Source organism: Apilactobacillus micheneri, assembly GCF_006493595.1.
In the GTDB taxonomy this organism is placed as follows: Bacteria; Bacillota; Bacilli; order Lactobacillales; family Lactobacillaceae; genus Apilactobacillus; species Apilactobacillus micheneri.
The window spans coordinates 138925-152537 of the sequence record NZ_QUBI01000001.1 but is presented as its reverse complement, the minus strand read 5'-3'; the positions used below and the strand labels follow the sequence as shown (position 1 = coordinate 152537).

Sequence of the window (13613 nt, the reverse complement as noted above, 5' to 3'; positions counted from 1 at the left end):
ATTATGAAAGTAGTTTTATGTATGAATGAAAATGAATTAAAACAATTAGTTTTAGTATTTGCAAAATATAATATAAAAATTGAGCATAGTGGTTTAATGATTACTCAAATTAATCAGCAAGCAGCAACATTAGATGCTGGTACTTACATGCCAGATCAAATGGTGGAATTAATATGTAAATTTATGCAAACTCAAATTATTAAAGACATGTGGAATTTGTAACATAATTGTAACTTACGAAGAATTTTTTAGCATGGTATGGTTGAAATTGTTGATAACAGTACTATTTTAATAAGGAGATTGTATTAATGCCAAGAAATTTTAAAGAAGAATTAATGTTTACTGGAATGATGGCTGGAATGATGGTTATCGTTATGGAAGCATATAATATTGCCATTGCAAGTGGTGTTAATTCAGGTTTTATTTTAGATGTTCTAAAAGGTTACCCATTAGCGTTAATTGTTGCTGCTATTTTGGACTTAGTATTAGTAGGACCAATCGTTAAAGGAATCTTTTTTAAATTTATTTTTAAACCTGAATGGGAAGCAACACCAATTAAGATTGCTTTATGGATTTCATGTCTAATGGTCTTAGGAATGGTAACATTAATGTCACTATTTGGGATTATTGTAACATTTGGTTTAGGAAATATTTCTTTTGGAATTTATGCACATGCATGGATTTTTAATTTAATCGTTGCTTTACCATTACAATTAATTATTGTTGGTCCTATTAGTCGTATGGGACTAAATAAAATTCAATCAAGTGGCAATTCTAGCGAAGTTTAAACAAAGATAGATGGCTATATTTAGCCGTCTATTTTTTTATTATATATATATATAATAAGTTTTTTAAATATACCATATAATTGAATTTTAGATTGATACTTATAAAAAGATAGTGAAAAAATATATAAATACCTTTATCATAGTGATATATGAATACGTAAGCCAAAGGAGAATTAAAATGATTAAAATTGTAACTGATTCAACAGCATTAATTCCAGATAAAATAGTTAAAGAATTAGGAATTAAAGTTATTCCTCTGAATGTAAGTATTGGTGAGCAATCATTTAAGGATGATATTGATATCAATGGTAAAAAATTAATTAAAAATCTTGAAGATAATCCCAAAGGTGATTTCCCAATTACTAGTCAACCATCAATTGGTGATTTTGTTGAATTATATAACAGTCTGACCGCTAATGGTGATACTGTATTATCAATTCATATGACAGACTTATTAAGTGGAACTGTACATGCTGCCCAACAAGCAGCACAAATTGCTGATGGGACAGTTAAAGTTATTAATACTCATTTTATTGATCAAAGTTTAGGTCATATTGTAACTAGTGCTGCTAAGTTAGCTAATTCAAATGAATATAATCTTGATGAAATTTCAGCAGCAGTAGATAAAATGATTGAAAATAGTAACCTTTATATTGGTGCTAGTACTTTAGAAAACCTGGTTCGAGGCGGTAGAATTAGTAAAGCCAAGGGGATTATTTCAAAGTTAATTAATCTTCATGTTATTTTCGAAGTTTTACCCAAAGACATGGATTTGCAAGTTAAAGGTCGTGGGAAGAAAACATTTACTAAATGGCTAGATAAATATTGTGAAAGTGTAAAAGATGAACAATTTGAATTTATTGGCATTAGTTATACAGGTGATGATACTTTCCCATTAGTAATAAAAAAACGTCTAGGAGAAATGTTCCCAGACGCTGAGATTTCAATGTTATATACTTCTGCGATTGTTGCCACACATACTGGTAACGATGCATTTGCTGTTATGACCTGCAAGAAATGGTCTTAAAGGAAAAAGCTAAATATTATACCTAAAATACCACCGATAATTGGTCCTAGTAGTGGGACAATCGAATATTTCCATTGTGATAATCTTTTATCATAAGTTCTTGAAAAGAAGAAACGAGGGATAATATCACGAGTAGGGTTAAAGGCAGCACCAGTGATTGGTGCGATAACCGAAATGATAATAGTCATCAAGATGGATGACCAAATAGTCTTAATCCACCAGGGACTTTGTAAATTAGATGATGTTTGAGTATTTACCACAATTAAAAATGTACCAAATATTTCCCATCCAAAATTAGCACGCCAATTATTAATGTTTCTTGGAACAGTTGCATAAAAGTTAAGGTTTAATGGTAAGCTTCTAAGCCATTTAGACCAAACTAGCTTAACTGTTAATGATGCTAACCAAGCTCCAAAAATTTGTGTAATGACTTCACCAACAAATATCCAGAAACTTATTTTTCCGCTGACAGCTAATGTTAATGAAACTACAGGATTAAATCCAGCAGTGCCAAAGAAAATAGTTGTTATGAATGAAGGAATTAGGATACTAAGCCCCCAATAAAATCCCGTTAGGAAACGGTTTTGATGCTTTGGAAATAAGAAGTAATTAACTACAACACTACTTACTAGTCCAAGCGATAACATAATATATGTACCGATAAACTCTCCTAATAATGATTTCATTGATTGATTCCTCCTTTGCTAAATATTTTATATTAAAATTAAATAATATTTATCATAAAAAAACAAGCCATAAATATAGGCTTGCTTTTTTATGCTTCCCAAGCATCTAATGCTTGTTCATTTTTACCTAAGTAATTGAAAGCTTTTTTAGCAATTTCAGGTGCTTTTTGATTTACAATTTCACTATTGTGATCGTAAACGTCGTTTAAGTATCCAACACCAATATTGTAAAACTTTTCAGTTCTGCCAAATCCTTGGTCATTGAATAAGTTATCTAAGTTTTTAATATTACTTTTACCAGTTTCATAAATTTTATTAGCAACGTCAACATCGTTGCCTAATTTTTTAGCTCCATATTCTACCAAAAAGTCATCCATATCATGAATAATTTTTTCTTCCATATTAAGTATTTTCTTTTTGGTCATTTCAATCACCTCATACTTAATTCTAGTTCTAGCTTTCATTTATTATCAAGTAGGTTGTTTGTAAAAAAATAATCACTATACATTTTGTATAGTGATTATTTTGATTATTCTTTATCTAATTTAATTTGTCCACTGATACTGAACAATACAGTTATTAGTACAGCCATGAATCCACCAACAACAATCCCATTATCTAAGATAATTTGTGCTGCTTTAGGGAATGAACTAAATATTTGAGGATAAACAGTAACACCAATTCCTGATCCTACGGCAATTGCAACGATTAATAAGTTAGCATTTTTATTGAAATCAACTTGTTGAAGAATTCTAATACCCTGAACTCCAACCATTCCAAACATTACAATCATTGCACCACCAAGAACTGAACTTGGTACAACAGTAGCAAAAGCTCCAACCTTAGGTAATAATCCTAAAATTAATAAGAACAAACCAGCATAGTAAATAGGGCGCTTAGTTTTGATTCCTGATAATTGGACAACTCCAACATTTTCAGAGAATGTTGAGTATGGAAAAGTATTAAAAATTCCACCAAGCATAGCTGCAATTCCTTCTGCACGATATCCTTTGGCTAATTCTTTACTACTTAATTTACGACCAGTTAAATCACCTAAAGCTAAGAATACTCCAGTAGATTCAACCATTGTAGTTAATGATACTAAAATCATTGTTAAAATAGCTGACCAACTAAAGTGAGGGGTACCAAAGTAAAATGGCTGTGGTAATTTGAACCAACTAGCACTTGAAACTGAGCTTAATGAAATCATTCCCATAGCACCAGCTAAACCAGTTCCAACAATCATCCCAACTAATACTGAGATTGATCTTAAAAAGCCTTTACCAAAAATATTAATTAGTAACACAACTACCATTGTAACTAAACCAACAGTTAGATTTTGAGCATTAGCAAATGTTTTAGCAGTAGCATCACCACCACCCAAATCTTGCACGGCAACTGGAACTAATGAAAATCCAATAATTGTAATCAATGATCCAGTTACAACTGGTGGGAAAAATCTTCTTAATTTTGAAAATAGTCCAGAAATTAAGAAGACAAACAATCCAGAGCAAATAATTGCACCATAGATATAGGTAACACCTAGAGTACCGCCAATTGTTTCAAGTGGCGTAATAACTTGGACTGCACATCCTAAGACAACTGGTAATCCAATTCCTGTAATAGGGGTGCGTTTAAGTTGAAGCAAAGTGGCAATTCCACACATAAAAATATCTGCAGAAACTAAATAAGTCATTTGAGCAGCATTAAAATGTAGAAATGCTCCAATTAATAACGGTACTATGATATCGCCGGAATACATAGCTAATAAATGTTGTAGCCCTAAAACAGCAGCCTTTAAATGTGAAACTTGCTTTAAGCCTTTTTCACTATTATTCAAAATAATCCTCCTAAATTTTACTATTGACCTATATGTAAATAAGCAAATAAAAAAATCCCTATGCATAAGCAAAAGGATTTAGATCATTTCGCTTATAGTCTGAAATTTAAGGTTCCAGGTAGAAACTTACTAACCATATTTTAGTAATTATATAGGCAACAAAATATATATTATTAAAATAAATAATATATTAAAATATTTAAAAAAGCAACCTTACCATATTATATAATTGTGATAGTAATTAATTAAATGTACAATATAAAGTATTAGTTTCTATATTATTGGGAGGCATTTAGTCTTGAAGAAAATCTTAGCAATCCATACAGGTGGAACTATTTCTATGTCTCAAGATGATAGTGGAGAAGTAGTTCAAAATGAAAAGAATCCTATTGCGAATCAAGATAATTTATTAGGTCGTAATATTAAAATTGTAAATGAAGAATTGTTTAACTTACCTTCACCACACATTACGCCAAAAGTAATGTTGAAAATTGTTAAACGTATTAAAGAAGCAGAAGATGAAGGATACTATGGTGTAGTTGTTACGCATGGTACTGATACTTTGGAAGAGACTGCATACTTTTTAGACTTAACATTAAAAAATGATATGCCAGTAGTTGTCACAGGTGCAATGCGTTCTTCTAACGAAATTGGATCTGACGGACTTTATAATTTATTGAATGCTGCAGCTACTGCAGCAAGTGAAGATGCGAAGGGAAAGGGTGTCTTAGTAGTAATGAATGATGAAATTCATACTGCTAGATATGTAACTAAGACCCATACTACGAATGTAGCAACTTTTAGAACCCCAACCTTTGGTCCAATTGGGATTATTAGTAAACATCATCCATCATTTTTCCAAGAATTAATTCAAAGTGAAGTAGTAGATATTAATAAGGTCATTGATGGTGTTTATTTAATTAAAGGTTTTGCTGGCATGGATGGAACATTATTTGATGCTTTAGATAATGATACAACTAAGGGATTAGTCATTGAAGGCCTTGGAGCAGGTAATTTACCACCTGCAACTTTACCTGCAATACAAAAATTATTAAAGCGTCATATTCCAATTATTTTAGTATCGAGATGTATCAATGGAGTTGCTCAAGATATCTATGCTTACCATGGTGGTGGAATTGAACTGCAAGATATGGGACTAACTATTTGTCATGGATTAAATGGCCAAAAGGCTAGAATTAAATTAATAGTAGGCCTTAGTGCTGGTAAATCAGGCCAAGAATTAGCCCGTTTTATGGGCAACGCAATTTCTTAAAATTTGAGGTTTTTAAATATGGAGTATGTACTAGAAGAAATAAGGAAAGCATACCTAAATCATTTGTTAGTTAACATTTATCTAGTATCAGGTGATATTTTTTATACTGGTTATATTGACCGATATAATGAACATGAAGTTTTGGTTAAAACTTATGAATCAACTGCAATGGCTGATGGCTTTGTTGCAATTAAGTTATTTTCAATTGAAAGTATTGAGCATAAAAGCGAAGATTTAGATCGCATAGAAGAAAAAATGGTAGTGGTTGAAAACGATAATTTATTACAATTTTCTCCAAAACCAGTGCATTTTGCTAGTAAGATTAACTTATTTCAACAAATTTTAATTCAAAGTTATTTAGATAAACAAATGATGTTAATTCAAGAAAATGATTCAGAAAAATTTTATACAGGGATTATCAAAAAAGTGAACAATGATGGCATTGAATTTTTAGTCATTAATAAATTTAAATTGTCTGACAATTATTCAAAGAATTTTGCATTTAGTAATATTAGATTAATAGAATTTCAAGGTCGCGAACTTGAAACAATGAGTAAGGTCATTGATAAGGTTACTCCTAGTGATTCAATTGCACATACAGCTAAATCTATTAATCACATTATTGAAATGTTAACTCATTCTTTTGATCAACAAAGTTTTATTGAAGTTAATGCTAGATATAATCATAATTACTTTTATGTTGGAAAAGTTATTATGATTAATGAAGATAGCATTATCCTAAAAGTTGTTGATATGGCAGGACAGTTTGGTGGATACGTATTGATGCGAATGTTAGCTATTGATAGTGTCACCATTAATACTGACTATTTAAAAATTATGCAATTGATGGTTCAAAATAATATTAAGCAAAAAATTGAGAGACAACCGGTTTTAAACGCAGATCGTCAATTTGATATAACTGAAAATAATTTATTATTATTGTTAAATCAATCATTAAGTATGAAACATTTAATTAGACTACAGTTAAAAAATGGAAATGTGTTTTTAGGATATCCTTCTTTAATTACAAATGAATATATTAAATTTAATTTGTTAGATGAAACTAGAACTTTCTTTATTAATGATAAGGAGATTCCTGTAAATGATATTGCTGAAATTGGATTTGATTATATTCAAGCTTATTTAGATGAACGACGATTAAAATTAAATGGTGATTTGTAAAAAAAAGGTACTACACATATGCGTAGTACCTTTTTTCATGAATTTCAGATTAAGCTAAAGTTTGTTTAATTATATTAACTTCGTCTTGGTTTGGTGATTTTTCCATACTTTTAATATCGTGTAATTCTTCTACACTAAAATGTAATTTAAAAGCTAATAAAGTATCTGGGATATCATGATCCTTTTGATAATTAATGATTTCTTCAGAAATATTGTTCATTTTACGTTCCATCTGAAATGCCCCCTATGTAATTAGCATCTAATTTCATTATAACGTAATTATGAATTTACACATTAATTTAGTTTCAAAATTTGATTAACATTATTTGAACAAGAAAAATTATAATAATCATTTTGACGTAATCCAATTTATTTATATTTATATTTTTAAAGTGAGTTCTAGGACTATCTTCAATAAATAAATGAGATGTCATGCCTTCAGCCAATAAATTAGACCAATTCAATGCTGACATAATACTCTTAAAGTATAAAGTAGGGGAAAAGAAAGTTAAATGAACATTTCGCATTGCGGCGGCTAATTTAATTTGTTTGATTTCTTTTCGGATAGTCTCAGTTAAATTAAATGCTCCTAGTACTCCATATGCAAATTTAGCAGGTAACTTAAAATTTTGTTCAAGTGTAAATATCAAATCTTTAATCGATGCGGTTTTAGTAAAAGTTGTGCCTAAAAATACATATGCATAAACTCTTGTTGCAAGGATGATACCATAATTTGTACTACCATTTATTAGTTGAGCAGTATAAATTCCAATTGCTGGAATTATAGGTACTAAAAAAATGTACAATAAACTTTTTAAACTTATCTTGTTTAAGATTATTATTAATAAACTAACAATTATAATGATAAAATTTAATATCAAATTTTGCGTAAATGATATTTCAATTGCAATTATTAAAATAGTGATTAATTTAAGCGCTGGATTCATTTAAAAAGACTCCTTATACTCCAAATTTCTATTGCTTAAGGTTATATGAAAGTCTATTAATTCTTTTAGTTCATATCTTTGATGGCTAATAATTATTTGAGTTTGACCTCTTTTTTTAGCCAGTTTTATCATGTCATTTATGACTTTAATCGATTTTAAATCCACACCCTTAAAGGGTTCATCTAATAGTAAAACTGAATGACCCATAATTAGCATTGATAGAATTTGCAACTTTTTTTGTTGACCTTCACTTAATGAATATACTACTTGATCTAATAATGACTCTAATCCTAAATTTTTGATAAAATTATCAATTTCTATCGTAGAAAATAATTTATGATTATGTTTTTTTATTGATAATTGAATTTCTTCTTTGACGGTTAATTTAATGAATTGTTTGTCTGAATCTTGAAAGATAATACCAATGTCTTTGTAATATTTAGCAGTCCTTATTTTTCTGATATTTTTTTGATTAAATATTACTTCACCATTAAATGGGTGTAATTTTATTAAAGTGTTAAATAATGATGTTTTACCAGAACCATTCTTACCAGTAATTAGCGTTGTATATCCTTGATAGAAATTAATGCTATTGTTCTGGATTAATTTTTTATCACCATTATTTATAGATATATTTTGAAGTTCTAGGGTGATAGGCTGATTATTTGGTATGGAACATTTTATCGCAGGAGATATTTGAAACTCTTCAAACTTTCTAATAGATGCTTTATATGAAATAGACTTAAAATTATTATTATTATTATATATAATTAAATTATCAAATGTTTTTTCGTATAAAGACAAATCATGGTCAACAATTATGATCGTTTTTCCCATATGTTTTAATTGATCTAATTTTCCAATCAATATTTTTCTAGTTTCATAATCAACGCTGGCAAAAGGTTCATCCAATAAAATAATATTGGGATTTATTGCATATATTATGGATAATGCTACTCTTTGCTTTTCACCGCCTGATAAAGTATCAAAGGGATGATGTATAATATTACTTATATTGCCAAATTGAATGGCTTCATTAATTTTTTTACTGATTTTATCATTTGGTAATTGCAAATTTTCCATGGTAAATATTAGTTCGTCATATCCGTTTTGCATGCAAAACTGTTGATTGGGATTTTGAAACATCATAGCAATTTGTTTTCTAAATGAAAGTTCATTAATTAAATTAATATCTCTTTGATTTAAAAATATTTTACCAGAAGTGATACCTTCACTATATTTTGGATACAGTCTCGCAATGATTTTTAACAAGGTTGATTTACCACAACCAGAAGGTCCGTGAATTATTGAAAGTGTTTTAGGTGCAAAATGTAAATTTACATCATTAAATATTGGTATTTTGTTTTTTGCATAGTTAAATTTTAAATTCTTAATAGTTAATGTAGCCAAGTTATTTTACTCCTATTATTTAATTACATTACTTTTAGTTAACATGTTAGTAACTAATTTGGTTAAAATGCCACTAAATATAAAAATTGATATCATTCTAGTGATGAATAATAAAATTAGCATATGAATACTATAAGCACTATAACCATTTTTGAAGCAGTCCCATATAAATGTGATAATGGTTGTAGTTAAAGTGGTGCTAATGATTCCAATCCAATCGTAATGTTTATATTTCGTTAGAGTAAAGCCCAATTCAGAGGCTACACCTTGAATAAATCCGCTAATCATAGTGGAGGCACCCCATTGTCCACCTAGAAACATTTCTACAATTGATCCCAAAACTTCTGATAATATGGATGCTCCAGGAGCTTTAAAAATGAAACTAGCTAATGGGGCTGCCATAATCCATAAACCAATTAATATGTCATTGGCAAATGGTGCTAAACCAAATGGGGTTAACATTAATGATAAAGAATTATATATAAAACCAGTAGCAAAGAAAATAATTCCGCATATAATAGAAATTAAGGTTAATAATATAATATTTCTTAAATTCCAAGTTTTTTGCATATTGTTACTCCTTCCAGGGGCATAAAAAAAGAGCCCCAAAAAAGTTTGGAGCCCTTTAGATTACTGTTGAAAGCACAACGATATAAGGTAAAAGGTATTGTTTTCCTTCGCAGGGATTATCCTGAATCAGGTACAATGGGTTTATCTCAGCCTAAATGGCACCCCAAACATTAGTAATATTTATTTCATAAGTACTATACAATTAAATTAAACTAAAATCAACCTATATTTATATACAGAAAGTAGAATCGATGATGAATAGAAAAAAATTAGTCGTTTTTGTTGCCATAATAATTGCCTTTATAATAGGTCTCGGATTTATTAGTAAAGGTTCAATTTTTACAAAATCTTTTAATAAGATTGAAAATCAAAATCATAATATTTATTTTAAATACAATTTAATTTCGCACAAAATAAAACCCAAATTTTTAGGTGAACCAGAAGCTATGATAGCCATTGATGCCAAAAATGGTCAAATAGTTTACGCACATAATGAAAACAAGCCTGAAAAAATTGCATCATTATCTAAATTAATGACTTTATATTTGGTGATTCAAAAAGCACAAAAAAATCATGCTTGGAATCAAATTGTTAATACCACTAATCCTAATTTAGTTAGAATGAGTCATAGTTATGATTTAGGTGGCTTTGATTTTAAGCAAAATCATAAGTATACAGTTAAAGAACTTTATAAGGCTGCTTTAATTCGTTCCTCTAATAATGCGGCAATTGCTCTGGGTGAATGGGTAGCAGGTAGCAATAAAAAGTTTATTAATATGATGAATCAACAAGCTAAAATCTGGGGATTGAAAGCACATTTTGTATCATCATCTGGTTTGGAGAATAGTGACCTTAAGCATTATGGCTATAATCAAGTTGGCAATGATAATGATGGTAATGAGGTCTCTGCAAAAGATATTGGTAAAATTGCAGTTTATATTTTAAAAGCATATCCATCCATTGTTGATGATTCAATCCAAGCTGTCACTTATGATGGTGACCAAACTATTTATAATGAGAATGGTTTATTACCCGGAAAAGAATTTTATGATCCTAGTTTAGGTGTGGACGGACTAAAGACTGGTTATACTGATTCTGCTGGGTTATGTTTTGTTGGTACAGGTAAAGTAAAAGGCAAAGATCGCTTAGTAACAGTTACTTTGAATGATGATGATGAATTTAGTAATACTATTAAATTAATGAAATTTGTATACAAGAATTCTACGTTGTACAAATAAATAAGATAATACTTTTAATTTCTATAATAATAATTTGGTAATTTTACTGATATAGTGTAGAATACTTATTATGTAATTTTACGTTTTTATTTAGTTCACTTTATAGAAGGAGAAGATTTATGAAATCGAGCTGGAACTTAATTGGTTTGATTTTTTGGATTGCTCTAATTATTTATGCTGCATTTGTAGTACATAATATTGGTGTAAGAAGAAGTAGAATCATTTTAAACAACAATTATTCTTTTTCATGGAAACATTTGTACAAAACTTTAGCACAACTTATTATTTTGTTTTTGGGATTAGGTTTTATAATATTTGAAACTTTTAATTCAAATATTAGAGCTAAAGATGTTTCAATTAAAAGAGAATATAATCCATTAGTATTGGATACCAATGGTAAAAATTCTTACTATGTTAAAGTATTAACGCAAAAAGCTCCTAATTTGAATCAGTCTTATTCATATTTAATTAAAAATAAAATAAATCAAGTTTCTAGTAATTCATCCAATGTTTTAATGGGGGATAATAATGCAATTAATATCCCTAATTTTGCTTTTGATTGGAAAAAACAAAGCATAAAAAAATTAGATGATCATTATCAAAAAGCTTGGGTAATTAAAGTTAAAGCTACTTATAAAAACAATTTTTTGAATGGTATAGGGATGCATGCAGGTAGACAAGCACATGAATATACTTTAATCAGAGTGCCCGATAGCTCATTCATTTATAAAAATTAATTAAAATAGTCCAACAATCATTAGATTATTGGACTATTTTTACATATATTTAGTTGGATTTTTAACAGGAAGATTTAAAATATTTTTACTGATATTGTCAGCTGCAGTTAAAATATCATCTTTAACTCCAGGTCTAGGAATAGCACTTGTAACGAAATACAAACCTTCAGTGTTTAATCCCCAAGTAAACATATTAGGTTCACCTTTTACTTGATCATTTTCAACATTAATATCGATAGATGAATTATTAACATCATCATCTGCTAATTGAATGACTTGTGGCTTGATCATATTATTTTTCTTTAAATTATTTAATAGTGGATTATCTGTGATATTTACGTTTGGTGCATTTGTTCTGGCCTCAATTAAGGCGTCACCTTGAATAATTTGGTGTCCATAGAATGCAGAACGAGTTATAAATTTATGGTTAGCACCAATAATTTGCATTTGAGGAGGTAAAATTTCAATAATACCAGCGTTAATTAATGCTAAAAGTTCTTCACTTCTAATTACTGGGGCACCCATTGATAAGAATTTAATATTTGATGAAAATTGTCCTTTATATTTACTTACATAATCTTCATTTGATAATAAATTATTAGCTAAAACGTATCTAATATTATTTCTTAAATCTCTTAACATTTCCAGTGAACCAATAATGGGGCCTGTTTTAGATCCTAATCTGGCATCATTGATTACTGTTGATAACCATGTTTTGACATGGTCTTGGTAATCTCCCATGTTGGTAATTTTGATGCCAGCAACAGGATTTAAAATTAAATCCCAATTGAACATAGCTTCACTCGATAACCCTGATTTTTTAACCACCTCAATTGGATTATCACTATTTAAAAATTCATTTTGAAATGATTCTAAGTTAATCTTAGGATAATCTTTTTGGATTAAAAATGTATAATAGCGATATTCAACATCTAATCTTAATAGCTTTTGAAAAGCTTTAAATGGCAATTTACCATCTTTAAGATGTTTATTAATATTATCTTTAGTTAGGAAATAAGCAGGGTAGTTCTCATCAAATTGTTTTTGACTAATTGCTTTGGGATAGTATGGAATTCCACGTCTTGATCCAGCAAAAATTTTTGGTTCATTTCCAGATTTATGGTAACTTAATTTACCATTTTCATCCTTGATAAATTTACCACCACGTTCTTTAGTTAAACGACTTACATAATCATTGAAGCTAAGCCCTAATCCACGAATGATTACAGTATTTTGATTATTAATGCTTGATAGATCAGCTTCATCTGCATATTCAGGGGGAATGTAAGTTAGCTTGTTCTCACTAGCATATTTTTTAAAAGACTTTTCAGTGTTAGATAACTTATTTTCTTGTTGTCCTAAACTAAATACAACTTTATCAACAGTATAATTTTTTTGTGATTTTACAATGAAGTGATTACCATCTTTTTGAATATCATTAACTGTTTGATTAAGATGCAATGAAAGATTAAGATTGTTATCTTTATTAATCTTATTTTTTAACAACTCAAAGAACCAATTGCAGTAAGCTCCACAAATTGCCCTAGGGACGTAACTATTGTCTTTTATACTACTAATTGCATTAAACAAATTTTTTTTATTTGGATATTTGTTTTCATCTAATGATTGAATAAATTTGCTAGATTGATCTGATTTTATCCAATCAGCAATTGAATAGCTATTTGCTTGTTCATCATTGAATAATGTTAATTCATTAGCAGGGGTGTTCATAATTAAGTCAATTGGTTGATTTATTTTCCAAACACGACCACCAATGTTTTTTCGATCAAACAAATGAATATTTAATTGTTGATTATTATTTTGTATTAAATTATTTAATAAGAGTAGTCCTCTTGGACCAGCTCCAATAATTGCTATATCCATATATTTAGCACTCCTTTATTATATTAATAAT

The 13613-nt window shown here is 28.9% G+C and carries 15 protein-coding genes and 2 riboswitches; of the genes, 7 read left to right on the top strand and 8 right to left on the bottom strand.

The genetic code is table 11. The annotated features are described in order from the left end of the window. Positions 1 to 21: 21 nt before the first annotated feature. From DY123_RS00850 to DY123_RS00840, 3 genes are all read left to right on the top strand, one after another. Complete coding sequence (locus DY123_RS00850) at positions 22 to 222, top strand: hypothetical protein (RefSeq protein ID WP_140923634.1); 201 nt, start codon at positions 22 to 24, stop codon at positions 220 to 222. Between the two features lie 86 nt (positions 223 to 308). After that, positions 309 to 788, top strand: a complete 480-nt coding sequence (locus DY123_RS00845; RefSeq protein WP_140934309.1) for a DUF2798 domain-containing protein — start codon at positions 309 to 311, stop codon at positions 786 to 788. Between the two features lie 178 nt (positions 789 to 966). Beyond that, positions 967 to 1815 carry a DegV family protein gene (locus tag DY123_RS00840; protein ID WP_140923632.1) on the top strand — a complete coding sequence of 283 codons (849 nt, stop codon included), beginning with the start codon at positions 967 to 969 and terminating at the stop codon, positions 1813 to 1815. Here the strand turns inward: DY123_RS00840 and DY123_RS00835 are convergent. The 3 genes from DY123_RS00835 to DY123_RS00825 all read right to left on the bottom strand — a co-directional run bounded on the left by DY123_RS00835 (position 1812) and on the right by DY123_RS00825 (position 4341). Then, the gene (locus tag DY123_RS00835; RefSeq protein ID WP_105963842.1) at positions 1812 to 2501 is read right to left on the bottom strand and encodes an aquaporin; all 690 of its coding nucleotides are present in this window, start codon (positions 2499 to 2501) and stop codon (positions 1812 to 1814) included. The genes DY123_RS00840 and DY123_RS00835 overlap by 4 nt on opposite strands. An 89-nt stretch (positions 2502 to 2590) precedes the next feature. Next, positions 2591 to 2965, bottom strand: a complete 375-nt coding sequence (locus DY123_RS00830) for a hypothetical protein (RefSeq protein ID WP_140936356.1) — start codon at positions 2963 to 2965, stop codon at positions 2591 to 2593. A gap of 65 nt (positions 2966 to 3030) precedes the next feature. After that, complete coding sequence (locus DY123_RS00825) at positions 3031 to 4341, bottom strand: nucleobase:cation symporter-2 family protein (RefSeq protein WP_263854102.1); 1311 nt, start codon at positions 4339 to 4341, stop codon at positions 3031 to 3033. Between the two features lie 75 nt (positions 4342 to 4416). Beyond that, positions 4417 to 4516, bottom strand: a riboswitch (purine riboswitch). A gap of 123 nt (positions 4517 to 4639) precedes the next feature. On the opposite strand from DY123_RS00825, the gene DY123_RS00820 reads away from it, so the two are divergent. Together DY123_RS00820 and DY123_RS00815 are read left to right on the top strand one after the other, a co-directional pair. Continuing rightward, positions 4640 to 5614, top strand: a complete 975-nt coding sequence (locus DY123_RS00820; protein WP_140923628.1) for an asparaginase — start codon at positions 4640 to 4642, stop codon at positions 5612 to 5614. An 18-nt stretch (positions 5615 to 5632) separates the two neighbouring features. After that, positions 5633 to 6796, top strand: a complete 1164-nt coding sequence (locus DY123_RS00815) for a hypothetical protein (protein WP_108982910.1) — start codon at positions 5633 to 5635, stop codon at positions 6794 to 6796. Between the two features lie 49 nt (positions 6797 to 6845). Here DY123_RS00815 and DY123_RS00810 read toward each other — a convergent pair whose 3' ends face one another. The 4 genes from DY123_RS00810 to DY123_RS00795 all read right to left on the bottom strand — a co-directional run bounded on the left by DY123_RS00810 (position 6846) and on the right by DY123_RS00795 (position 9723). Then, positions 6846 to 7028 carry an LBP_cg2779 family protein gene (locus DY123_RS00810; protein WP_105963838.1) on the bottom strand — a complete coding sequence of 61 codons (183 nt, stop codon included), beginning with the start codon at positions 7026 to 7028 and terminating at the stop codon, positions 6846 to 6848. Between the two features lie 73 nt (positions 7029 to 7101). Beyond that, a complete protein-coding gene (locus tag DY123_RS00805; protein ID WP_140923626.1) occupies positions 7102 to 7743 on the bottom strand; it encodes an energy-coupling factor transporter transmembrane component T family protein in 642 nt (213 codons plus the stop codon). Continuing rightward, positions 7744 to 9153 carry an ATP-binding cassette domain-containing protein gene (locus DY123_RS00800; RefSeq protein WP_140923624.1) on the bottom strand — a complete coding sequence of 470 codons (1410 nt, stop codon included), beginning with the start codon at positions 9151 to 9153 and terminating at the stop codon, positions 7744 to 7746. 15 nt (positions 9154 to 9168) lie between these two features. Continuing rightward, positions 9169 to 9723: an ECF transporter S component gene (locus DY123_RS00795; RefSeq protein WP_140923622.1), complete on the bottom strand. Its 555-nt coding sequence runs from the start codon at positions 9721 to 9723 to the stop codon at positions 9169 to 9171. An 85-nt stretch (positions 9724 to 9808) separates the two neighbouring features. Beyond that, positions 9809 to 9899, bottom strand: a riboswitch (TPP riboswitch). A 78-nt stretch (positions 9900 to 9977) separates the two neighbouring features. On the opposite strand from DY123_RS00795, the gene DY123_RS00790 reads away from it, so the two are divergent. Continuing rightward, positions 9978 to 10961, top strand: a complete 984-nt coding sequence (locus DY123_RS00790; protein WP_181398767.1) for a D-alanyl-D-alanine carboxypeptidase family protein — start codon at positions 9978 to 9980, stop codon at positions 10959 to 10961. Positions 10962 to 11080: 119 nt separating this feature from the next. After that, on the top strand, positions 11081 to 11698 hold the full coding sequence (locus DY123_RS00785) for an LVIS_2131 family protein (RefSeq protein ID WP_140923619.1): 618 nt from the start codon (positions 11081 to 11083) through the stop codon (positions 11696 to 11698). A 39-nt stretch (positions 11699 to 11737) separates the two neighbouring features. On the opposite strand, the gene DY123_RS00780 is transcribed toward DY123_RS00785, so the two are convergent. After that, positions 11738 to 13582 (bottom strand): FAD/NAD(P)-binding protein, encoded by a 1845-nt coding sequence (locus DY123_RS00780; protein ID WP_140934308.1) that lies wholly within the window; start codon positions 13580 to 13582, stop codon positions 11738 to 11740. Positions 13583 to 13613: the final 31 nt, after the last annotated feature.